21 protein-coding genes and 1 pseudogene are annotated in these 22135 nt (G+C 59.8%); 17 read left to right on the top strand and 5 right to left on the bottom strand.

What is annotated here, in order from left to right; genetic code table 11:
- Positions 1 to 256 precede the first annotated feature (256 nt).
- From metG to L901_RS02260, 17 genes are all read left to right on the top strand, one after another.
- Positions 257 to 1807 carry a methionine--tRNA ligase gene (gene metG / locus L901_RS02340; RefSeq protein WP_059753006.1) on the top strand — a complete coding sequence of 517 codons (1551 nt, stop codon included), beginning with the start codon at positions 257 to 259 and terminating at the stop codon, positions 1805 to 1807.
- An 11-nt stretch (positions 1808 to 1818) separates the two neighbouring features.
- Complete coding sequence (locus L901_RS02335; RefSeq protein WP_059753003.1) at positions 1819 to 2601, top strand: TatD family hydrolase; 783 nt, start codon at positions 1819 to 1821, stop codon at positions 2599 to 2601.
- Positions 2602 to 2603: 2 nt separating this feature from the next.
- Complete coding sequence (locus L901_RS02330) at positions 2604 to 3428, top strand: MBL fold metallo-hydrolase (protein ID WP_059753001.1); 825 nt, start codon at positions 2604 to 2606, stop codon at positions 3426 to 3428.
- Between the two features lie 21 nt (positions 3429 to 3449).
- Positions 3450 to 5231, top strand: coding sequence for a chloride channel protein (locus L901_RS02325; RefSeq protein ID WP_082710413.1), 1782 nt, complete (start codon positions 3450 to 3452; stop codon positions 5229 to 5231).
- A 497-nt stretch (positions 5232 to 5728) separates the two neighbouring features.
- On the top strand, positions 5729 to 7030 hold the full coding sequence (locus L901_RS02320; protein WP_059752998.1) for an MFS transporter: 1302 nt from the start codon (positions 5729 to 5731) through the stop codon (positions 7028 to 7030).
- A gap of 191 nt (positions 7031 to 7221) precedes the next feature.
- Positions 7222 to 7881 (top strand): TetR/AcrR family transcriptional regulator, encoded by a 660-nt coding sequence (locus L901_RS02315; protein ID WP_082710412.1) that lies wholly within the window; start codon positions 7222 to 7224, stop codon positions 7879 to 7881.
- A 183-nt stretch (positions 7882 to 8064) separates the two neighbouring features.
- Positions 8065 to 8418 carry a helix-turn-helix transcriptional regulator gene (locus L901_RS02310; RefSeq protein WP_059752994.1) on the top strand — a complete coding sequence of 118 codons (354 nt, stop codon included), beginning with the start codon at positions 8065 to 8067 and terminating at the stop codon, positions 8416 to 8418.
- A gap of 83 nt (positions 8419 to 8501) precedes the next feature.
- Complete coding sequence (locus L901_RS02305) at positions 8502 to 9029, top strand: arsenate reductase ArsC (protein WP_059752991.1); 528 nt, start codon at positions 8502 to 8504, stop codon at positions 9027 to 9029.
- Entirely contained in the window at positions 9029 to 10087 is a 1059-nt protein-coding gene (arsB, locus tag L901_RS02300; protein WP_059752988.1) for an ACR3 family arsenite efflux transporter, read from the top strand. The genes L901_RS02305 and arsB overlap by 1 nt, the downstream gene beginning before the upstream one ends.
- 2 nt (positions 10088 to 10089) lie before the next feature.
- Positions 10090 to 10512, top strand: a complete 423-nt coding sequence (arsC, locus tag L901_RS02295; protein WP_059752985.1) for an arsenate reductase (glutaredoxin) — start codon at positions 10090 to 10092, stop codon at positions 10510 to 10512.
- Positions 10487 to 11215, top strand: a complete 729-nt coding sequence (gene arsH, locus L901_RS02290) for an arsenical resistance protein ArsH (protein ID WP_245289578.1) — start codon at positions 10487 to 10489, stop codon at positions 11213 to 11215. Before arsC ends, arsH begins: the two co-directional genes overlap by 26 nt.
- 377 nt (positions 11216 to 11592) lie before the next feature.
- The gene (locus tag L901_RS02285; RefSeq protein WP_059752982.1) at positions 11593 to 12153 is read left to right on the top strand and encodes a YceI family protein; all 561 of its coding nucleotides are present in this window, start codon (positions 11593 to 11595) and stop codon (positions 12151 to 12153) included.
- A gap of 111 nt (positions 12154 to 12264) precedes the next feature.
- Positions 12265 to 12654, top strand: coding sequence for a hypothetical protein (locus tag L901_RS02280; protein ID WP_059752978.1), 390 nt, complete (start codon positions 12265 to 12267; stop codon positions 12652 to 12654).
- Between the two features lie 5 nt (positions 12655 to 12659).
- Positions 12660 to 13166 (top strand): sigma-70 family RNA polymerase sigma factor, encoded by a 507-nt coding sequence (locus L901_RS02275; protein ID WP_059752975.1) that lies wholly within the window; start codon positions 12660 to 12662, stop codon positions 13164 to 13166.
- Entirely contained in the window at positions 13163 to 13942 is a 780-nt protein-coding gene (locus tag L901_RS02270) for an anti-sigma factor (RefSeq protein WP_059752972.1), read from the top strand. The genes L901_RS02275 and L901_RS02270 overlap by 4 nt, the downstream gene beginning before the upstream one ends.
- Before the next feature lie 3 nt (positions 13943 to 13945).
- Positions 13946 to 14590, top strand: a complete 645-nt coding sequence (locus L901_RS02265) for a cytochrome b (RefSeq protein ID WP_059752969.1) — start codon at positions 13946 to 13948, stop codon at positions 14588 to 14590.
- 443 nt (positions 14591 to 15033) lie between these two features.
- Entirely contained in the window at positions 15034 to 15681 is a 648-nt protein-coding gene (locus tag L901_RS02260) for a DUF1062 domain-containing protein (RefSeq protein ID WP_371259704.1), read from the top strand.
- A 72-nt stretch (positions 15682 to 15753) separates the two neighbouring features.
- Here the strand turns inward: L901_RS02260 and L901_RS02255 are convergent, their stop codons facing one another.
- The 5 genes and pseudogenes from L901_RS02255 to nac all read right to left on the bottom strand — a co-directional run bounded on the left by L901_RS02255 (position 15754) and on the right by nac (position 22115).
- The gene (locus L901_RS02255) at positions 15754 to 16452 is read right to left on the bottom strand and encodes an HpcH/HpaI aldolase/citrate lyase family protein (protein WP_059752963.1); all 699 of its coding nucleotides are present in this window, start codon (positions 16450 to 16452) and stop codon (positions 15754 to 15756) included.
- A gap of 12 nt (positions 16453 to 16464) precedes the next feature.
- Entirely contained in the window at positions 16465 to 17271 is an 807-nt protein-coding gene (locus L901_RS02250) for an SDR family oxidoreductase (protein WP_059752960.1), read from the bottom strand.
- A 9-nt stretch (positions 17272 to 17280) separates the two neighbouring features.
- Positions 17281 to 18956 (bottom strand): annotated as a pseudogene (locus tag L901_RS02245) (hydantoinase B/oxoprolinase family protein).
- Positions 18957 to 18967: 11 nt separating this feature from the next.
- Positions 18968 to 21031: a hydantoinase/oxoprolinase family protein gene (locus L901_RS02240; protein WP_059752957.1), complete on the bottom strand. Its 2064-nt coding sequence runs from the start codon at positions 21029 to 21031 to the stop codon at positions 18968 to 18970.
- Between the two features lie 145 nt (positions 21032 to 21176).
- Positions 21177 to 22115, bottom strand: coding sequence for a nitrogen assimilation transcriptional regulator NAC (gene nac, locus L901_RS02235; protein WP_059752954.1), 939 nt, complete (start codon positions 22113 to 22115; stop codon positions 21177 to 21179).
- Between the last annotated feature and the right edge of the window lie 20 nt (positions 22116 to 22135).

Raw genomic sequence — 22135 nt, 5'->3', positions numbered from 1 at the left:
TCTGTCATGCCGGACTGGATCCGGCATCCAGCCACGGCGCGTCCGCGCCGTGAAGAGAGTCTTTTGCGATCAAGGACTTGATCGCGCTGGACCCCGGATCAGGTCCGGGGTGACGGTAGTGCGGATGCCAAGCGCTCGCCAAATCCACTTTGTCTGCAAGCGGTCGTACAAAACGTACGCTTTTTCTTTCGCTGCTGCGAACAATGGTTTAAGAGCGGTCTATCCAAAAAACAGCCTGTAAAGTCGATAGACCGTCATGACAGACAAGACACCATTCTACATCACCACCGCGATCTCCTATCCTAACGGCAAGCCGCATATCGGTCATGCCTATGAGTTGATTGCGACGGACGCCATGGCACGCTTTCAGCGCCTGGATGGAATGGATGTGTTCTTCCTGACAGGCACCGACGAACACGGCCAGAAGATGCAGCAGACGGCGCGGGCGGAAGGCATTTCGCCGGAAGAACTGGCTGAGCGCAATTCCGACCAGTTCCGCGCGATGGGCAAGCTGCTCAACGCCTCGAACGACGATTTCATCCGCACCACGGAAGAACGTCACCACGAGACTTCGCGGAATATCTGGAACCTGATGGCCGACAGCGGCGACATCTACAAGGACAGCTATGCCGGCTGGTATTCCGTGCGCGACGAAGCCTATTACGCCGAGGACGAAACGGAAGTGCGCGCTGACGGCGTTCGCTACGGGCCGCAGGGCACGCCGGTCGAGTGGGTGGAGGAGGAAAGCTACTTCTTCAAGCTCTCCGAATATCAGGACAAGCTGCTGAAGCTCTATGAGGAGAACCCGGAGTTTATCGGCCCGGCAGAACGCCGCAACGAAATCATCTCCTTCGTCAAATCCGGCCTCAAGGACCTGTCGATTTCTCGCACCACCTTCGACTGGGGCATCAAGGTTCCGAACGATCCGAAACACGTCATGTATGTCTGGGTCGATGCGCTGACCAACTATCTCACCGCCACGGGTTACATCGAAGACAGGAACGGCCCGCGCGCCAAATATTGGCCCGCCGACGTGCACATCATCGGCAAGGACATCATCCGCTTCCACGCGGTTTACTGGCCCGCCTTCCTGATGAGCGCGAAGCTGCCGCTGCCCAAGCGGGTCTATGCGCATGGCTTCCTGCTCAACAAGGGCGAGAAGATGTCGAAGTCGCTCGGCAATGTCGTCGATCCGGCCAATCTGGTGAACCATTTCGGTCTCGATCAGGTCCGTTATTTCTTCCTGCGCGAAGTCTCCTTCGGCCAGGACGGCAGCTATAGCGAAGAGGGCATCGCCACCCGCATCAATGCCGATCTTGCCAACGGTATCGGCAATCTCGCCAGCCGTTCGCTGTCGATGATCGTCAAAAATTGCGATGGCCAGATTCCGACGCCCGGTGAGTTCACCGAAGAAGACAAGGCGATGCTTGGCTCCGCCGACGGGCTGCTGGCGCTCTGCCGTGAGGAGATGGGCAAGCAGCTCATCCACCGCGCGCTTGCGGCCATCATCGCCGTCGTCTCGGAAACCGACCGCTATTTCGCCTCGCAGGAGCCGTGGGCGCTGAAGAAGACCGATCCCGAGCGCATGGGCACCGTGCTTTACGTTACGGCGGAAGTGGTGCGCCAGATCGGCATTCTCCTGCAACCCTTCATGCCGGAATCCTGCGACAAGCTGCTGGATCTCGTTGCGGCACCTGCCGACAAACGTGATTTTGCAGCACTCGGCGAAGCGGGCCGTCTGGTTCCGGGCACGCCGCTGGAAGCACCGAAGCCGGTCTTCCCGCGTTACGTCGCACCGGAAGCGTGAAGGCGAGACCCATGCTGATCGATACCCATTGCCATCTGGATTTTCCCGATTTCGAGGCTGAGCGCGACGATATCATCGCCCGCGCCCATGCTTCGGGTGTGAGCCAGATGGTGACGATTTCGACCCGGGTGCGTCGTCTGCCCGAACTTTTGAAGATCACGGAAAGATATCCGTCGGTCTTCTGTTCGGTCGGCACGCATCCGAACAATGCCGATGAGGAACTGGATATTTCCGCCGACGAGCTTGTGCGGCTGGCGGAGAGCCATGACAAGATCGTGGCGATCGGCGAGGCGGGTCTGGATTATTTCTACGATACGCAGAAGCCGGAAGACCAGAAGACCGGCCTCATTCGCCACATAGAGGCTGCAAGACGAACGAAGCTGCCGCTTGTCATCCACAGCCGCAGCGCCGATGACGATATGGCCGCGATTTTGCGCGAGGAAAGCGATAAGGGACCATTCCCCTTCATTTTGCACTGCTTTTCCGCCGGTCCGGATCTGGCGAAAACCGGTGTCGAGCTTGGCGGTTACGTTTCCTTTTCCGGCATTCTGACCTTCCCTAAATCGCAGGACATCCGCGATATTGCCGCCACCGTGCCGCTGGATCGGCTGCTGGTGGAGACGGATGCGCCCTATCTTGCGCCGAAGCGCTGGCGGGGAAAGCGCAACGAGCCGTCCTATGTGGTCAATACCGCTGAGGTTCTGGCCGAGGTGCACGGCGTTTCTTATGAGCGCATGGCCGAAATCACCACCGAAAACGCCTTCCGCTGCTTTTCCAAGATGACAAGGGTGTAGGTGTGGCAATCTACCGTCGTCGCTTCACGGTTCTCGGTTGCGCGTCGTCGCCCGGCGTGCCGCGCATCAACGGCGATTGGGGCGCCTGCGATCCCGAAAACCCGAAGAACCGGCGCACGCGAACGGCCTTCATGGTGGAGCAGATCGGCCCGGATGGCGGCAGGACGACCGTCGTCATCGACACCGGCCCGGATTTTCGCGAACAGATGATCGCGGCGAAGGTGGAGGCGGTGGATGCTGTGCTTTACACCCATGCCCATGCCGACCATCTGCACGGTATCGACGATCTGCGCATCTATTTCGCCCTTCAGCAAAACCGCATTCCGATCTATGCCGATCCCATTACCATGGCGCGGATAAAGGACGGTTTCGCCTATTGCCTGGAGACCCCGCCGGGCAGCAGCTATCCGCCCATCGTCGAACCGCGGATCATCGCCGATATCGACGCGGCGCTGATCATCGATGGGGCAGGCGGGCCGATCCCATTCAACGTGCACATGCAGCAGCATGGCGATGTGCATTCGCTGGGCTTCCGCATCGGTGACGTTGCCTATTGCACCGATGTCAGCGATTTTCCGGCAGAAAGCCTGCCGAAGCTTGCCGGTCTCGATGTCCTCGTCATCGACGCGCTGCAGCACCGTTATCACCCCAGCCATCTTTCGCTGGAACAGGCGCTTGGCTGGATCAAGAGATTCGCACCCAAAAGGGCGATCTTGACCCACATGCATATTCCGCTCGATTATGAGACGGTGATGCGGGAAACGCCTGATCATGTCGAACCGGCTTATGACCAGATGCGTTTCGAGATTGAGTTCGAAGCAGCCTGACGCCGCCTGAAAAGGAACAGCATGTCGACCAAGCCTTTCCGTGCACCCAGTATGGCGAGCTTCTTCGACAATCTGCGCGCCAGTCGCCTGCGGGCGATGTTCCGGCGCGGCGAGCTGGGACTGGTGCTCCTTGCCGTCCTCATCGGCATAGCGGCGGGCCTTCTGGTGGCGCTGATCGGCGCCTTGAGCACGGCGTTGCATATGCTGGTTTTCGGCGTCGAGCGGCTAAGCAGCAGCGATCTTTCCGGACGGATCGTGCTTGCCGGCCCGATCATCGGCGGCATCGTGCTCGGGCTGATCATCTTCATCCTTTCGAAGACCCGCAAGAAACCCATGGTCGACCCCATCGAGGCGAATGCGCTGCATGGCGGCCGGCTGTCGCTGACGGACAGCATCATCGTCTGCGTGCAGAATATCGTCTCCAACGGTTTTGGCGCATCCGTCGGGCTTGAGGCCGGTTACACCCAGATCGCCAGCGGCGTCGCCTCGAAGATCGGCATCAAGCTGAAGCTGCGGCGAGGGGACATGCGTATCCTTGTCGGCTGCGGCGCGGCGGGCGCGATTGCGGCCGCCTTCAACGCGCCTCTGACCGGGGCGTTCTACGCCATCGAACTCATCATCGGCACCTATACCGTGGTGACGCTTGCGCCGCTCATCGTCTCGGCACTGGTGGCGACGACGGTCATAGGGATTATCGGCGGCCATGGTATCTCGATCGATATTGTCGATGCCAGCCGTGTAACACCGGCGGATTATGTGCCCGCCATCTTTCTCGGCGTCGTGTGTGCGGCCATCGGCATCGTGCTGATGCAGGCGGTGTCCTTCATTGAAGAAACCGCACGCAAAAGCGCCATTCCTGGCTGGCTGCGTCCTGCCATCGGCGGCGTGGCGGTGGGCGGGCTTGCGCTGATTTCACCGCAGGTGCTTTCGAGCGGCCATGGTGCGCTGCATCTCAATATCGATGCCGAACTGACGATATACGGAGTGGCCGGGCTGTTCCTGCTGAAAGCGGCGGCGAGCGCCATTTCCATCGGCTCGAATTTCCGCGGCGGCCTGTTTTTCGCGTCGCTGTTCATGGGCTCGCTGCTGGGCAAGATTTTCGCGCTCTGCGCACCCTATATCGGTTATGGGTCGACAGCGCCCATCGTCTATGCCGTGATCGGCATGAGCGCCTTTGCCGCCGCCATTATCGGCGGTCCGCTGACGACGACGTTTCTGGCGCTGGAACTGACTGGCGACTTCCAGATCACGGCGCTGGTGCTTGCCGCCGTCATCACCACCTCGCTCGTGGTGCGCACCACCTTCGGTTACTCCTTCGCCACCTGGCGTTTTCACCTGCGGGGCGAGAGCATTCGCAGCGCCCATGATATCGGCTGGATTCGCGACCTGACGGTCGGCAGGATGATGCGCGCCGATATCCGCAAGGCCAATGTCAGCATGGGCCTTCCGGCCTTCAAGGAGAAGTTCCCGCTCGGTTCGACGCAACGGGTAATCATGACCCATGATGACGGGCGTTATGCCGGCATCGTCCTCGTGCCGGAAATTTACGCCGACCCGATGGATCGCGACCCCAGCAAGATCAGCCTCGAAACCTATCTGCAATACAAGAACGATGTGTTGCTGCCGACCATGAATGCCCGCCAGGCGGCGGCAGCCTTCGATGCGGCGGAGAGCGAAGCGCTGGTTGTCGTCAACGACAAGATCGAAAATCGGCCTGTCGGATTGCTTACCGAAAGCCATACGCTGAGGCGCTATAGCGAAGAACTGGATTTGAGACGCCGGGAGGCGTCAGGCGAGTTTTGAAATTGCATGAGATTATCAGTTTTATCTATTGATATAATTATATTTTTTATAATCTATTTTCATTGCTTTTAATCCTTGATCGGGAACGGTCTTTTCACCGCGCAGACGCGCGTCGGCCGGATTCCTGTGACCGGCACAGGAACGAGGGCGGAGGAACGACTCCGGCCCGCGGAGCCAATTTGTCGCGTATGTGATGCACAACAACTCCACCAAAGTCAGCTTTTTACCCAACATCCGGCGGCACTGAACATGTGATCCCGCACGGCATTTTTCGCCGTCATGTCATTTTTCTCAGTGCCCGCTTGACAAAAAAACATTCGCCCCAATAAATAGACTGACTACTTAATTAATAAAATGTTGAGCCGAAAAAGATCCAGTCGGGGAAGGCGAGGCGGACATGTTCGCACCCGTCCGGTCCTGAAGCCCGAGTGGCGAGATATTTTACCGTCTTCATCCTTACCGGCAGCGCCGGCAGTCGATCAAACTTGGAGAGTGCGATGCCTTCAGACAGCAGCACGGTTGAGACGATGCCTCTTGCGATGTCCTGTGGTGAACTCGAAACGGTTTCGGGGGCCGGGTTTCGCGGGCTTAGTCTTCCGCATCGTCGTGCGCCGCTTTATGGCGTCATCCTTGCCGGAGGCCTGTCGCTTTTCGGCAATGCGGTGGCGGCCGTTGCGTTGCCGTGGATCGTGCTGTCCCTGACCGGAAATGCCGCCTGGACGGGGATTGCGGCGGCGGCGGGCATGATACCGCTGGTTATCGGCGCTTTCTGCGGTGGCCCCATCGTCGACCGTTTCGGTTCGCGCATCGTTGCGGTAACCGCCGATCTTGCCAGCGCCCTGAGTGTCGCGGCCATACCCTTTCTCATGATGGCGGGGCAGATGGATATCGGCCTTCTGCTCGGCCTGATCGTGGTCGGGGCGCTGCTCGATGGTCCGGGCATGATCGCCCATGATGCAAGGGGGCCGGAACTTGCCCGCATCGCCCGGATGCCGATCGAGCGGGTCACCTCGATAGATGAATTGCTCGAAAATGCGGCGATGATTTTCGGCCCGCCGATCGCGGGCATCGCCATTGCCGCTTTCGGGATGGAATATGCCTTGATGATCACGGCGGCCTGTTCGCTGCTCGCTGCCACGATCGGCGCGATCTGTTTGCCGCGTCATAGGCGCAAGTCCGCCGGTGAGGATAGCGGCGATGCGACATTTGCGGGTCTGCGCTTTCTGCTGACGGAGCCGCTTCTGCGTCTTCTGCTTATCGTCGCCATGGTGATGCTGGCTGTTTTCGGGGCGCTCAACGCCGTTGTCCTGCCGGTGCTGTTCAAGGCCAGCGGAGCGGATGTCCTCGATCTCGGGCTGTTTCTCTCGGTCTCCGGGGCAGGGGCGGCTTTGTCGGCGGTGGTTTTCGCCATTCGCGGTCATTCCTGGAACGGACGGACCGTGCTGCTCGCCGGCATATCTGGCGCGACGTTTTCCATCGGCCTCATCGCTTTCCTTCAGAGCGGTCCCTTGCTGCTCATCGCGGCCGCCCTGATCGGTCTTTCCACCGGCGCGCTCGGCCCGCTCGCCAATGCGATGTTTCTGAAGCGCGCGCCGGCCGCGATCCGCGGCAGCGTGCTTGGAACCACGGCGGCGATTGCGATGATGGCGACGCCGCTTGCCGTTCTGATCGCCGGTTTCGGCCTCGAAGCCGCTGGCGCCGTCTGGTTCTTGTGGGGGCTCAGCGCCACGCTCTGCCTGCTGGTGTTCTGGGTTTTCCTCAGCCCGGCCGCACGCGCGCTGGCGAAATCGCCGCCATGAGTGGGCGGCCCCTGTTCCTTCGAGACGCAATCAAACCCGCTCGTGTGCCGGAGTATACGCCTGGCAGCCGAAAATCCGGTCTGGACGGGTGCTTCTCCGCTCCCAATTCGCCTTTTACGGGTAAGGCGGATTGACTGGCGATCATGATATAATTAATGGACTAAGTGCTCAATTAATTTATGGGAGCAATCATGGCCCGCAAGCTGGATCCAGCCAAGCATGAAGCCAAGCGGCAGCAGATTCTCGAGGCCGCCATTACCTGCTTCGCGCAAAACGGCTTTCACCAGACCACCACGGCGCAGATTTGCGCGGCGGTCGGCATGAGCTCCGGCAATCTCTTCCATTATTTCGACAGTAAGGAAGCGATCATCGAAACGATCGTTGCCGAAGAGCGACGGGAAACCGCTGACTATTTCGCCGAACTCGGCGCGGCGGACGATCAGTTCGGTGCGATTTTGGGTTTCGTCGACGCCTCGCTGGAGCTTGCGACCGATCCGACCTATGCCCGGCTGGTGCTGGAAATCGCTTCCGAAGCCATTCGCAATCCAGCCATTCATGCGATTGTACGCACCGCCGACCAGGAAATTCGCGCGGGCCTCGCCGATCTCGTGCGCAAGGGAATGGAGCGGGGACAGATCGACGCCAATCTCGACGCCGAGCGCGCCGCCACCTGGATCGCCGCATTGATAGATGGTGTTTTCTCGCGTCTGGCGGTCGATCCCGATTTCCAGCCCCTGAAAGAGGCCGAGATGATGCATCTGATCATCGGCCGCTTCCTGTCGGCACGGCAATATTCCAATGCAGCGGATCAAACCGGACGATGTCCGACGCCGGCAACGGCTGGGGCATAGGCCCGTACCGAATAGTCCCGGAAAACCGGACTGCGGTCTCAAGGACGGTCGTGTCGCGGCTTTATGACGCGAAGCTGGTTCAAGCGCTTTCAGGGCAGGGCGAGGGGAATTTCTTCGCCCGGCCTGTCGACCATGACGATATCCGTCACTTGACACATTCAATATATCCATTATTCTGGATATATGGATAACAGTAGTGCAATAACCGCGCTTGGCGCGCTCGCCCAATCTACCCGACTGGAGACCTTCCGGCTACTCGTGCGCCACGAGCCGGATGGCATTCCGGCCGGTGAGCTTGCGCGTCTTCTCGACGTTCCCCAGAACACGATGTCGGCGCATCTCGCCACGCTTTCCCGGGCCGGTCTGGTCAAGAGTGAGCGGCAGAGCCGGTCTATCATCTATCGCGCCGATCTCGACGGGTTGCGTCTGCTGACCCTGTTTCTGCTGAAGGATTGCTGCGGTGGTTCGACCGAGCTTTGCGCGCCGTTGATTGCCGAGCTGACACCCTGCTGCAGCCCGCAGGCGAAGCCTTCATGAACGCCACCGGGCTGGTGTCCGCCATCTCTTCTGCTTCGATCGCGGGGCTTGCCAGACCACCGATCTAACCACGGACCGAAACCATGACCGACAAGATCTATAACGTGCTCTTTTTGTGCACGGGCAATTCCGCTCGCTCCATTCTTGCCGAATCCATTCTCGCCAAGGAAGGTGAGGGGAGGTTCAATGCCTATTCGGCCGGCAGCCGGCCGAAGGGAGAGGTAAATCCTCACGCGCTGAAGGAACTGGCGGTGCTGGGGTATCCCACCAGCGGGCTCACCTCGAAAAGCTGGGACGTGTTTGCCGGGCCTGATGCGCCACGGATGGATTTCATCTTCACGGTTTGCGACAGCGCCGCCGGCGAAGCCTGTCCGGTCTGGATCGGCCATCCGATGACGGCCCATTGGGGGATAGAGGATCCCGCCGCTGCGGTCGGCTCGGAGATCGAGGTTCAGCGCGCCTTCGCGCAGGCCGCGCGTTTCCTCAAGAACAGGATCGTGGCTTTCGTCAGCCTGCCGCTGCAATCCATCGACCGAATGGCGCTGGAAACGCAACTTCGACAGATCGGTGCGTTGGATGGAACCACCAATCCTGAAGGAAAGTCGGCCTGATGTCCTTGTTCGAACGATATCTGACCGTCTGGGTGTTTCTGTGCATCGTCGCCGGTGTCGCGCTCGGCCACTTGATGCCCGGCGTCTTTCAGCTCATCGCTGCGGCCGAGATCGCCAAAGTGAATATTCCGGTCGCGATCCTGATCTGGCTGATGATCATTCCGATGCTGCTCAAGATCGATTTCCGGTCTCTTTCGCAGGTCGGCATGTTCTGGCGCGGCATTGGCGTGACGTTGTTCATCAACTGGGCCGTCAAGCCTTTCTCGATGGCGCTGCTCGGCTGGTTTTTCATCGGCTGGCTGTTCCGCCCTTATCTTCCGGCTGGTGAGATCGATTCCTATGTTGCCGGGTTGATCATCCTTGCCGCTGCTCCATGCACCGCCATGGTCTTCGTCTGGAGCAACCTTACACGCGGTGAGCCGCTGTTTACGCTGTCGCAGGTCGCGCTTAACGATGCGATCATGGTCGTGGCCTTTGCTCCCGTGGTCGGCCTGTTGCTCGGCCTTTCCGCCATTACCGTGCCCTGGGATACGCTTGTTCTCTCCGTTGCGCTCTATATTGTCGTTCCGGTCATCCTTGCGCAGCTGATCAGGCATCGGCTCATGACTGACGGAACCTCACGGATGCTGGATTGCGTTCTCGTAAAGCTGCAGCCGGTTTCTCTGACGGCGCTGCTCGCGACACTCATTCTTCTCTTCGCCTTTCAGGGCGAGCAAATCATCGCCCAGCCGGCCATCATCGGCCTGCTCGCCATTCCCATCCTCATCCAGGTCTATCTGAATTCGGGGCTTGCCTACCTCCTGAACCGCATGACGGGTGAGCGCCATTGCGTCGCCGGGCCTTCCGCACTCATCGGCGCCAGCAACTTCTTCGAACTCGCGGTCGCGGCCGCCATCAGCCTGTTCGGCTTTCAGTCAGGTGCGGCGCTGGCAACCGTTGTCGGCGTCCTCATCGAAGTTCCGGTCATGCTTTCGGTCGTCTGGATCGTGAACCGCTCGAAGGGCTGGTATGAGGCTGCGCCCGCCGTTTTCCGAACCACAATGACCGAAAGGCAGTGACCATGGACGCCACCATCTATCACAACCCGTCCTGCGGGACGTCGCGCAATACGCTGGCGCTGATCCGCGCGGCAGGGATCGAGCCGACCGTAATCGAATATCTGCGGGAACCGCCGACACGCGAAAAGCTCGCAGGAATGATTGCGGATGCGGGCCTGACGGTGCGCGAAGCCATGCGCGAGAAGGGGACGCCTTATGCCCAGCTCGGTCTCGACAATCCGGACCTGACTGACGACCAGTTGCTCGATGCGATGATGGAAAGGCCGATCCTGATCAATCGTCCCTTTGTCGTAACACCGCTCGGCAGCAGGCTCGCCCGTCCTTCAGAGGCCGTGCTGGATATTCTGCCGGACACTTTCAAAGGACCGTTCTTCAAGGAGGATGGCGAGCAGGTCCTCGATAATGAAGGAAAGCGCATTGTCTGACAGGTTTCCCGCGTTGCAGGCGCATCACCTGCACAGCATTGACCCGGAGGCTCTGCGTCCGGTGTTTTCGACCCATAAACCACGCATCCTGATCCTTTATGGCTCGCTGCGCGAGGTGTCCTATAGCCGTCTGCTGGCATTCGAGGCTGGGCGGCTGCTCGAACGGCTCGGTTGCGAGGTTCGTATATTCGATCCGAAGGGCCTGCCTTTGCCCGATGAAGCGCCTGCCACCCATGCCAGGGTGCAGGAACTGCGTGAACTTTCAGAATGGTCGGAAGGACAGGTCTGGGTGAGCCCGGAACGCCATGGCGCGATGACCGGCATCATGAAGTCGCAGATCGACTGGATTCCTCTTGCAATCGGTTCTGTACGGCCGACACAGGGTAAAACGCTCGCCGTCATGGAAGTGTCCGGCGGCAGCCAGTCGTTCAACGCCGTGAACCAGATGCGAATTCTCGGCCGATGGATGCGGATGATCACCATTCCCAACCAGTCGTCGGTGGCAAGGGCGTATCAGGAATTCGACGCGGAGGGCCGGATGAAGCCGTCATCCTATTATGACCGGGTCGTGGATGTCTGCGAAGAACTCGTGAAATTCACGCTGCTGACGCGTGACGCTTCCAGCTATCTCACAGATAGATATAGCGAACGCAAAGAGTTGGCAGATGAACTTGAGAAACGTGTTTCGCTAAAATCAATCTGACGGGCTGGGTTCGGTTCAACGCTTCGTGCTTTTCAATCCCTGAACCATATGATCGGTTCGATTGCGGTGGGAGAAGATATTCACGGGTTTTCGAGGCGTTGAACCTGCCATGGCTTGATCGTGCGGCGACGTATGTAACCAGCAATAGCCGCACAAATCCGGAACTGCACCATCAAATAAGTTCCATAATCTATCTTATGCGATTATTGTTTGTGGATTGAATCTAGCTCCCTGACGGGTGTTTTCCCAGCGCCGAGAACGCTGGTCTTCCCCTATGGACGGGATTTTGACGATCTGCCGGCGTGGTGCGGATTAAACCTCTTCCTGTGGTGTTCTCCTGAGTGCGACTACTCATCAAGGAGCTTGCGCCGTGAAATATTTCCCACTCCATCACTCTCCTTATCCTGACATTGGTTTGCTCGCCGGTCTCTGCCAGTCCGTTCTCGTCGGCGGCCGGACGCTATCGTATCGATCCTGCCTCTCACATCCGCTTTTCAATTGCGCAGGTTGCCGGCCCTGGGATCAAGGGCACAATTCCTGATATTTCCGGCCGCTTCGACATCGACCCGGACCAGCCGGCCAGATCTTACGTGGAAATCAGTCTCAACCCTTCCAGTGTCCAGACCGGGCAGGAACGGGTGGAAAATTTCCTGCGATCCAGCGCGGTTTTCAATATCGCCGTTTATCCGCAGATCGTGTTTCGATCCAGCCGCGTTACGCAGGACGGACCGCGCAGCGCGGTGGTTGAAGGCATATTGACAGCCAGAGGCATATCCAGACCCGAAACGTTTCACGCGACATTCGTTGAACAGCAGAAGGGATCCGTCACCTTCCACGTCACCGGCAATGTCGCACGCCTGCCCTATGGCATGGGTGTCGGAGTGCCGCTCTATTCGAATACGGTTGCATTCGACATCGATTTGAAGGGCATCAGATAAAGCGACGGGGCATCAAAAAATCGAGCGGCGGTGGGATTAAGTGCCGCGGGCGGGTGTTTGTCTAATATCGGGCATATCGTCCGATCCGTTACCCTTCAAAGGACCATCGTCATGCGTGCACATCCTTTTGTTCTGGCCGGCGTAGTAACGCTTGCCGCCACGGCTGCCCTTGCCGAACCCTATGCCGGTGGCGCCGTGGTTGAAAAGGCAACGGCCAAAGGCACGATCCTGACCGACGCCAAGGGCATGACCCTCTATACATTCGACAAGGATACCAATGGCGCATCGGTCTGCTACGATGGCTGCGCAAAGAAATGGCCGCCCCTCGCCGCCTCGAAAACCGACAAGGCGGATGGCGACTATAAACCAATCTCCCGCAAAGATGGTACGATGCAATGGTCGCATGACGGAAAGCCGCTCTATCGCTGGCAGATGGACAGGAAGCCCGGCGATGTCACAGGCGATGGCGTCGGCGGCGTCTGGCACATTGCCAAGGAATAGTATCCATGCCGGATTTTCTGGACGAGATGACGAGTTGCATACCAGCGCTTCGCCGCTACGCGAATGCGCCTACGCATGATCGTGACACGGCTGACGATCTCGTCCAGGACTGTCTGGAAAGAGCAATCCGAAAAAAGGCGCTCTGGAAACCGCAGGGACCGTTGCGTCCGTGGTTGTACCGGGTGCTCGTCAACGTTTATCGCAACAATCTGCGCGGCCGCAATCGCCGGCCCTCGCAAATCCCGATCGACGATGTTGCGGAACAGCTGTTTGTGCCGGCGGCGCAGACGGGCCGGATTGCGCTTGCCGAAATGGCCCGTGCCATTGAAAAACTGTCCGGCGAGCATCGCGAGGCCCTGCTCCTCGTCGTCGTCGAAGGCCTCAGTTATGCGGAGGCGGCAGATGTTCTTGAAATTCCGCTGGGCACGCTGATGTCCCGTCTGGGGCGGGCCCGAACGGCTCTCGCCCGGATGACCCAGGAAGACCAGCCAAATCTCAAGGTGATAAAATGACCGGCAGCGAACCGCAGATAACCGAAGCCGATCTGATCTCTTATGTCGACGGGCAGCTCGAAGACCCGCGGCGTGACGCCGTTCGTGCCCACCTCGCCTCCAATCCGGCCGACGCGCGCAAGGTTGCGATGTGGCAGCAGCAGAATGCGACGCTGACGGCTCTCTACGGTCCGCTTGATACCGACGCCCTGCCCGAGCGTCTTGATGTTTACCGCATCGAGCGGCGTCTGCGGTCGCAGCGCGCCGATTGGCGTAACATGGCGGCGGCATCCATCCTCATTCTGGCCATTGGCTTGGCGGGCGGCTGGTTCGGGCGCGGGCTGGTGTCCCAGGTCGCGGAACCGACCCACTCTATCGTGGCGGATGCAACGCAGGCGCATAAGCTGTTTGCGAGCGAGGTTCTGCATCCGGTGGAAATCCGGGCCGATGCGGAGAATGCTTCCAGCCTGCCGAAATGGCTTTCGAAGCGGCTGGACCGCAAACTGAACATTCCCGACCTCACCCGCCACGGTCTGTCACTTGTCGGCGGCCGGGTTCTTCCCAGTTCCGAAGGCGCCGCCGCCCAGCTGATGTATGAGGATAAAAGCGGGCAGCGCGTCACTCTTTATATCGTGGCTGCGGCAGATTCGAGCGACACCGCCATGCGGCGGTCCAGCCTCGGTTCGCTGGAGGCCATCTCCTGGGACGATGAAACCATCCGCTGTGCTTTGGTCGGCAACCTGCCATCCGACCGCATGGACGCCATCGCGAAAGATACCTATCAACAATTGAGCTAGCCGATGAGATATTTCGAGGATCATTCCGATAGCGCAACGACGCGGGAACGGCCGTGGCGTAATACGTCCATATCTTACGGACTGGTGGCAATCGCGTTCCATTGGACAATCGCGGTGCTTTTCCTGGCGCAGCTTGCGCTGGGATATCTGATGAGCCGCGACAATATCGACCCGGTTCTTCAGTTCGACCTGTTCCAATATCACAAGTCGATAGGATTTCTGGTGCTGGCCCTCGCCGTGCCGCGTTTCCTGTGGTCGGTTTTCAGCAGAAAGCCGCAGGCTCCTGAAGGCGAAGGGCTGGTATCGAGGTTCGCCGCGCGGGCCGCTCACGCCGCATTGCTGTTCCTTACGCTCGCCGTTCCCCTCGCCGGCTGGGCAATTGCGTCGACCTCGCCTCTGCAAATCCCCAGTTACGTCTTCGACCTCGTGGTCGTGCCGGGATTACCTCTGATGATTTCCGACCAGGCGGAGGCCTTCTGGAGCGAGGTTCACGCCACCCTCGCCTACCTTGCCGCAGCCATCGTCTTTCTTCATGTGGCGGCGGCTTTATGGCACCATCTCATCCGCAAGGACGCGACTCTCCGACGTATGCTTCCGTTTCCGACAGCCGCAGATAGCAGGCATAAATCCTCCGATTCCCGGAAATAAACGCATAAGCCGTTATGTAAGTATTTGTTTCCATTATTTTTATGACGATATAGCCTGTCCGCAACGTCATCTGAACCGGGAAGAATGGGCGGGTCACCTGACGTTGCATAAAAGTCGCATCGCAGCGGCTTTCCGCCTTTTCGCTGCACTGGATGACTCTGCTTCGGAGCGATCATTTGTTATTGTCGCCGCCGAAGAGCATTGGCGCATCGAGGTAGACTTTGCCTAAGTAAATACCGGTCTCAATCCAGTTTCACCCGTATTGCGGATAGCCACAGGCTGTCTGCGTATGATCATGTTCATCGGGTGGTGGCAAGAGACCGGTCTGGCATTGTTACAATGTGCCCTGCGCAGCGCCGCTGTCTCAGCTCTTCACCACCCCAGAACACCGCCATGCCGTTCCCGCGAGGGTTTTCTCCTGCACCATCTTGGTGGACTTCCGAATGGAAGACCAAGAGACCATGTGCAACTTACTTCGGGTCCAATGGACCATTACGCCACGAACGGCGCCCCAGCCCTGGCTTGCATGCAGCGGATGCGGCGGCCTGAGGGCATTTCAGGCCCGTGGCAAGATCCGGCTCAATGCCAATGGCCGCAAACTGGATGCCTGGCTTATCTATAGATGCATAATCTGCGACAAGAGCTGGAACAGGCCGATTTTCGAGCGCCAGAATGTCCGGGACATCAGCCCTGCCGTTCTCGAAGCGCTGCAGTCCAACGATCCGCAATGGATAAGGGCGGAGACATTCAACCTCGAAGCCTTGCGGCGCAAATCGCAACGCGTCGACGAGTTTCCCGAATTCAATATCGCGAAACAGATCCGGGATGAACCTCCCGACTGGGCCATGGCGGAGATCGATCTCATGGTTCCGTTTCAGACCGGCATACGCCTTGATCGTCTGCTGGCGTCTGAACTCGGGCTTTCTCGGTCGATGCTGCAGAAGCTTCAGGATGACGGTTCGCTTCGGGCGCCGTCCGACCGTTCCGATCTTTTGCGGCGGCGCGTTAAAAACGGCACCCGGATTGTGATCGCGCGCTGCGACGGCTTCGATCCGGAGCATTTGTGGAAACCCGTGACGGCGGAATTCTAACTGCATGGCGAGGGCCTGAAACTTCAGGCCCTCGCTTGCGGCATCGTTCAGCCTAAAAACCCCTGCTCCGCCTCAGGCGAGCGCCTTCTTCACCGCGGCGAGACCGCGGCGCAGGAACGGATCGGAATGGACGTAGAAGAATTGCACGCCGCGCTCCCGCCAGTGCGGCATTTCATCCAGCGTCGCGAGCGTTCCCGCGATTTTTCCGGCTGCGCGTATCTTGTCGACAGCGATGGCGACCTTCTCCATCACCACCTCCGGGCGCGGCTCGCCGAATGGCGGCGCGGGCGGATAGCCCATATCCTGCGAAAGATCGCCGGGGCCGATGAAGAAGACGTCGATGCCCTCGACCGTCAGCATCTCGTCCAGAGCATCGATTGCATCGACAGTCTCGATCATGGCGATGACCAGCCGCTTTTCATAATCGGACGGCAGGGCGTAACGCACCGCATCGACAATCGCGCGGCCCTCCTCGGCATTAGCGACCATGGGCACCATGATCCCGTCCGCACCGGCATTCAGATAGCGGATGATGAGCGGCCGCTCGTGCGAATGCGGGCGTACGATGGCAGCGCCACCGACGGAGCGCACCACCTGCCCGGTCGCGCGCACATCCTCAAAGCTCCATGTGCCGTGCTCGCAATCGAGGAAGACCGCGTCCGCGCCCAGTTCCACCAGCCGGGCGGAAAGGCCCGACGACGTATGGTGTGGGGTGAACATGCTGATAGCTTCACCCGCCGCAATACGGGCGCGCAGCTTTGCTCCATTCATGTACGTCTCTCCCTAGTTCTTTTTCGGCATATCCGGCGTGTCATCCGGCGCGCCCACCCAGCGCGCGACTTCGATATCCTTCGAGGTGTCACGCATATGGGTCGGGCAGATGTGCAGTTCCGGAATGACCGCGCTTTTGCTCAGGCTGGCGCAAAGCAGGACGGCGCGGGCCACGTCATGCGGATCCATCATCACGGCGCGTTCTTCCTTGAGGGGCGGCCGCGCGCGGTTGTTCATGATCGGCGTATCCGTCTCGCCCGGCAGAATGGTCGTCGCGCGGATACCCTGGTTGCGATAGGTATTGTGCAGGAAGGCCATGAAGTTCTTCACGCCCGCCTTCGCCGCACCATAGGCCACGCCGCCCAGAAGATTGGGATTGAGGGCGGCAAGCGATGAGACGGTGATGATGGTACCCTCACCCTTTGCGATCATCTCCGGCAGCACCGCCTGTGTCAGGTTGAACACGGCCGTCAGATTGACGTTGATGGTGGCGTTCCACTCCTCCTCGCCGATGAAGCGGGCGTTGAGCACCTTGCTGGCGGAACCGGCATTATTGACCAGAATATCAATGGGACCGACGGCCTCGCCGATCGACTTCACCGTGGCGAAGATCGCCTCGCGCGAAGCGATGTCGAGCGTGCGGGCAATCGCCTTGCCCTTCTTCTTCTCGATCAGTTCCGCAACCTCGCGCAGCGGATCGAGGCGGCGGCCGGTCAGAACGACCGTCGCCCCTTCTTTCGCGAGCAGAATTGCGGTTTCGCGGCCGATGCCTGAACCGGCGCCGGTTACCAGCGCAATTTTTCCGTTCAGCAGTCCCATTCTCATCTCCTATTCGGCTGCGGCAGCAATGGCGCCAGAATAGCCGAAGATTTCTTTCGCCGCCTTGGCGGTGACCAGACCTTCGGAAATATCCTGTTCGATCAGCGCGCGCGAACGCTCGCTGGCCCTGCCCCAGCCGCCACCGCCGGGTGTCTGAACTTCCAGACGTTCACCGGTCTGAAGAACGACCTTGCCCTTGGGGAAATGCGACTTGCCCTGCTTCATCACCTTGCCGGCGGACCCGCTCTGGCCTTCCACCACGCCGAAGCAGGGATGGCGGACGCGTTCCGATGCCAGATAGATGTTCATCGGGTTTTTGCCGAGATTGCGCAGAACGACGCGCTGGCCAAGGCCGCCGCGATGTTTGCCGGCGCCACCGGAATCGGCGATCAGTTCCTTGCGTTCCGTCAGCACCGGAACGGCGACCTCGAACATTTCGATGGCCGTGACCTTGCAGTTGGATGGGAAACTCAGCGTGTCCGCCCGTCGAATTCGGCGCGTGCGCCCTGCCCGCCATGGAAATTCTGCACGGAACCATATTGCGTGCCATCGTTACGCTGGCCGACGCAGTTGGCCGCCCAGATCGGCGCGCCGCCGCTATCGCCCAGAACCTTTTCCGGCACGATGCCTTCCAGCGCCTTGAAGATCAACGAGGGAATGACGTGGCCGATGAGGTTGCGCGAATTGCCCGCCGTCCATTCCTGCGGATTGAGAATGCAGCCGAGCGGCGCCTCGTCGGTGATCGGGACGATGCAGCCCTCATTATTGGGCGTTTCGGCATCGAGCAGGCATTTCAGCGCGTAGACCGAATGGGCGTAACGATAGTTCGTGCGGCAGTTGATCGAGTGCAGGACCTGATCCGAGGTGCCGGTATAATCCACATGAATGGAATCGTCCCTGACGATCACCGAGGCTTTCAGCTTGACGTCGACATCGTAGCCGTCGAGCAGGACTTCGGCGGAATAGGTGCCGTTCGGCCATTCGCGGATCGCCTTGCGCGTCTGCGCCTCCGACCGGGTGTGGATGGCGTCCGCCAGCCCATCGACATCGTCAAGCCCGTATTCATCGAGGAATTTGACCAGTTCGCGGCCCATGACATTGTTGGCGGCGATCATCGATTCCAGATCGCCGCGCACTTCCGTGGGAAGGCGGACGGAGGCTGCGATGATATCGAACACGTCCTCGTTCGGAACGCCGGCCTTGAGCAGCTTGACGATGGGAAAACGGATGCCCTCCGCGAAAATGTCGCTGGCTTCCGAATGCAGCGGCGCGCCGCCAATATCGGGAAGATGGGCGATGGACCCCGCATAGGCGACGACCTTGCCATTCTTGAAGATCGGCGTGATCATCGTCACGTCAGGCAGGTGGCCGGTTCCGATTTCCGGATCGTTGGTGGCCAAAACATCGCCCTCTTCCAGCATCTCGACCGGAAACTTCGGCAGGAAATATTTCTGCGCCGCTGCGGGCAGCGAGGTGATGAAAACCGGGATCGACCAGGTACATTGCGCCAGCGCCCTGCCCTTACTGTCGAGAAGCACCGTAACGTAATCATGGTTCTCTCGCACGATCGGCGAAAATGCCGTCTTGCCGAGCACGTTGTCGGCCTGATCCGCGATGAAGATCAGGCGGTTCCACATGACCTGAAGGTTGATCGGATCGTTGAAATCGGTTTCGGGTTTCGACATCTGACTGCCCCTTAGAGAATATTGATCACGAGATTGCCGTGGGCATCGACATGGAAGGCGCCGCTCGGCCCGACAACGGCCGTTGATTCACGCTGTTCCACAATGGCAGGCCCCTTTACCTCGTGGCCGACCGGCAGCTTGTAATGGTCGTAAACCGAGGTTTCGACATAGCCGCCCGCCTCCTGAAAATAGACCTGCCGGCTGCCCTTGCGGGCTTCGGCAACGACGGTTTCATGCGGCCGGGTGACCTGATCCTTCTCGCCGCTGGCGCGCAGACGCCAGGTGATGACTTCCAGCGGCGCGGCCACCGTGCGGCCGAACAATTCACGATAGAGCTTGAAGAAACTGCTGCGCAATTCTTCGAGGAAAAGGTCTTTCGGCAGGTTACGGTCAGGAAGCACCACCGTGATCTCGTGTCCCTGCCCCACATGGCGCATATCCACGGTATAACGATTGGTGATCGTCTCCTTCGGAACGCCGGCGGCCGAAACGACTTCCGCCCCCTGAGCGGAAAGATCATCGAGCAGGCGGTTCATTGCCTCGATATCCCAGGCATCGAGCGCCATCGGATGGCTTGCGGAGAGATCGACGGCGACCGGCGCGATCAGCAGGCCGATGGCGGAGCTGACGCCCGCGCCGGTCGGGCAGATGATGCGCGAAATGCCGAGCTTGCGGGCGATGCCGTAGGCGTGCACTGGGCCTGCTCCGCCGAAGGCCACCATCGGTAAAGAGCGTGGATCGACGCCGAGATCGGTCGCATGCATGGCAGCGGCCTTGCTCATGGATTCATTGACGAGATCATGGATGCCCCAGGCGCAGCGCTCGACAGACACATCGAGAGAAGTGGCCAGTTTGGACATCGCCCCGTGGGCGGCGTCCTTCGACACCTTGAACGAGCCGCCGACGAAGGATTCCGTTCCCATGTAACCGAGCAGAATATCGGCGTCGGTCACCGTCGGTTCGGTTCCGCCGCGCTGATAGGCCGCCGGACCCGGCATGGCGCCAGCGGAATGCGGGCCGACATCGAGAAGACCGAGCGGGTTCTTCGCGGCGATGGAACCGCCGCCGGCGCCAATCTCGATCATCTGGATCGACTGAATTTTCAGAGGAAAACCGGATCCCTTGCGGAAGCGCTGGTAATGCGCGACTTCGAGATCGGTGCCGACATTCGGTTCGCCATCGGGAATGAGGCAGAGCTTGGCGGTGGTGCCGCCCATGTCGAAGGAAAGAACGCTTGCTTCGCCCGCCGTGCGGCCGAATTCGGCGGCGGCAACGGCACCTGCGGCTGGGCCGGATTCGATCAGTCGGACAGGAAGTTCTGCGGCGCGACGGCTCGGCACAAGACCGCCCGAAGAGGTCATCCACAGCACCTGCCGGTCGATGCCCTTCTCAGCAAACTCCCGCTGCAGATGGGCGACGTGGCCGGACATTTGCGGGCGGGTATAGGCATTGACCACCGTTGTCGAGGCGCGGTCGAATTCGCGCATTTCCGGGCAGACCTCGGAAGACAAGGACACGAAGATATCCGGGTCTTCCTCGCGCAGAAGGGCGGCGACGCGCTGTTCGTGTTGCGGATATTTGTAAGCGTGCAGCAGGCAGACCGCCACCGAGCGGATGCCCTTTTCCTTCAGCCGTCCGGCAATCTCGCGAACGGTCTCCTCCTTGAGTTCCGTCATCACCTCGCCATCGGCGGCGATACGTTCTTCGGCGCCAAAACTGTTGGCGCGGGTGACCAGCGGATCGGGATATTTGATGTTCAGATCGTAGAGATCGTAACGCCCCTCGTTGCGGATGCGCAGCATGTCCTGAAAACCGTCGGTGGTAACGAAACCGGTTTCCACGCCCTTGCGCTCCAGCACGGCGTTGGTGACGACGGTGGTTGCACCAAGCACCTGCAGGTTCTCGATGGCAATCGCGTCCGCATGCTTTTCGAGCAGCTCCGACACGCCCTGAACAACGGCTTCGGCCGGATTTTTCGGCGTGCTCAGGACTTTATGGAGGTGAAGTTCGCCGCTGTCGTCCAGAAGCGCGAAATCGGTAAAGGTACCGCCAGTATCGAAAGCCAGTTTTGCCATTGTTTCCCTCGAGCGACCATGCAGCCTCTTTGGCTGCCTTGTGGACCCAAATTTGAATCCGTTCACTGATGGAAAATTGAAGCCTTCAGCCCACCTTTACCAACACAACCTCGGTCTGCCGCCATAGGGTTTGCTTATAGCGAATTCAGATGGCGCGAATGCCGGGGTGGTGGCCGCTCTTGAGCTTTGTGACGATCTCGAGAAGCACGGAACGCGCCGCCAGAGCCGGCTCGGAAAGCGGCATATGATCGGAGACGCAGAGCGAAACCGTGGCGTCTATGACGGGGGTTGTGAGCGGGTGCAGCTGCGCGCCGCTGAAGCTCGGGGTTTCCAGAACAACGGAGGCTGGAAGGATCGTTGAGCCGAGACCGTCCAGTACCGCAGCGCCCAAAGCAGGCACGGATTCCAGTTCTGAAATGACCTCCGGCTTCGCGCGCGCCCGCGCCAGTCCTTCATCGATGAGCCGGCGAAGGAAATGCGCCTTGCTCGGTAGCAGCATCGCGTGGCCATCCAGCGCCGAAAGCGGAAGCGGCTGACCGGGTTCGGCCGGCAGCCTCATCTCGGCGGGCGAGACGAGGAACATTTCTTCCCGGAACAACGGCTCCAGCGTCACGCCCTTGATGGGATCGGAGGTGTAGATCAGCGCCATGTCCATCTTGCCGGTCATGATCAGCTCGCTGAGGATATGGCCGAAACTGTCGTTGATATGGACCGTGATGGCCGGAAACCGCGCCCTCATCTCCTTGATGAGCGGCAAGGACAGCGCGCTGGAGGAGGAATAGGTAGCGAGCCCGATGGAGACCCGGCCGGAGACCGAACGGGCCGAGCGGTCGATATCGGTCTGCGCCTGCTCGATCTGCTTCAGCATGATCTGCGCATGGCGATAGAGGATCAACCCGGCTTCGGTTGGCGCGATGCCGACATTGCTGCGCAACAGCAGCTGGTGTTTGAAATGCTGTTCCAGCGACGCGATTTGCTGCGACAGCGCCGGCTGCGCCACACGAAGAATGCCGGCGGCACGCGAAACGCTGCCGGTATCGACGATCTTGACGAAGCTCTTGAGTTTTTTGAAATCGACGCTCATCGGTCCCCACTTTTTTGGGG

The organism is Agrobacterium sp. D14 (assembly GCF_001526505.1).
GTDB lineage: Bacteria > Pseudomonadota > Alphaproteobacteria > Rhizobiales > Rhizobiaceae > Agrobacterium > Agrobacterium leguminum.
Note: the sequence above shows the minus strand (reverse complement) of the source record. Positions and strands in the feature narration are given on the sequence as shown.

Bases quoted from the DNA above. Each gene is read 5' to 3' on its own strand.
- L901_RS02250 (WP_059752960.1), bottom strand. From the start codon at position 17,271: ATGGGACTGCTGAACGGAAAAATTGCGCTGGTAACCGGCGCCGGTTCA.
- L901_RS02240 (WP_059752957.1), bottom strand. From the start codon at position 21,031: ATGGCAAAACTGGCTTTCGATACTGGCGGTACCTTTACCGATTTCGCG.
- L901_RS02255 (WP_059752963.1), bottom strand. From the start codon at position 16,452: ATGAATGGAGCAAAGCTGCGCGCCCGTATTGCGGCGGGTGAAGCTATC.
- L901_RS02280 (WP_059752978.1), top strand. From the start codon at position 12,265: ATGCGTGCACATCCTTTTGTTCTGGCCGGCGTAGTAACGCTTGCCGCC.
- arsB (WP_059752988.1), top strand. From the start codon at position 9,029: ATGTCCTTGTTCGAACGATATCTGACCGTCTGGGTGTTTCTGTGCATC.
- L901_RS02325 (WP_082710413.1), top strand. From the start codon at position 3,450: ATGTCGACCAAGCCTTTCCGTGCACCCAGTATGGCGAGCTTCTTCGAC.
- L901_RS02335 (WP_059753003.1), top strand. From the start codon at position 1,819: ATGCTGATCGATACCCATTGCCATCTGGATTTTCCCGATTTCGAGGCT.
- arsC (WP_059752985.1), top strand. From the start codon at position 10,090: ATGGACGCCACCATCTATCACAACCCGTCCTGCGGGACGTCGCGCAAT.
- L901_RS02270 (WP_059752972.1), top strand. From the start codon at position 13,163: ATGACCGGCAGCGAACCGCAGATAACCGAAGCCGATCTGATCTCTTAT.
- L901_RS02305 (WP_059752991.1), top strand. From the start codon at position 8,502: ATGACCGACAAGATCTATAACGTGCTCTTTTTGTGCACGGGCAATTCC.
- L901_RS02310 (WP_059752994.1), top strand. From the start codon at position 8,065: ATGGATAACAGTAGTGCAATAACCGCGCTTGGCGCGCTCGCCCAATCT.
- L901_RS02275 (WP_059752975.1), top strand. From the start codon at position 12,660: ATGCCGGATTTTCTGGACGAGATGACGAGTTGCATACCAGCGCTTCGC.
- L901_RS02320 (WP_059752998.1), top strand. From the start codon at position 5,729: ATGCCTTCAGACAGCAGCACGGTTGAGACGATGCCTCTTGCGATGTCC.
- L901_RS02265 (WP_059752969.1), top strand. From the start codon at position 13,946: ATGAGATATTTCGAGGATCATTCCGATAGCGCAACGACGCGGGAACGG.
- metG (WP_059753006.1), top strand. From the start codon at position 257: ATGACAGACAAGACACCATTCTACATCACCACCGCGATCTCCTATCCT.
- L901_RS02315 (WP_082710412.1), top strand. From the start codon at position 7,222: ATGGCCCGCAAGCTGGATCCAGCCAAGCATGAAGCCAAGCGGCAGCAG.
- L901_RS02260 (WP_371259704.1), top strand. From the start codon at position 15,034: ATGGAAGACCAAGAGACCATGTGCAACTTACTTCGGGTCCAATGGACC.
- nac (WP_059752954.1), bottom strand. From the start codon at position 22,115: ATGAGCGTCGATTTCAAAAAACTCAAGAGCTTCGTCAAGATCGTCGAT.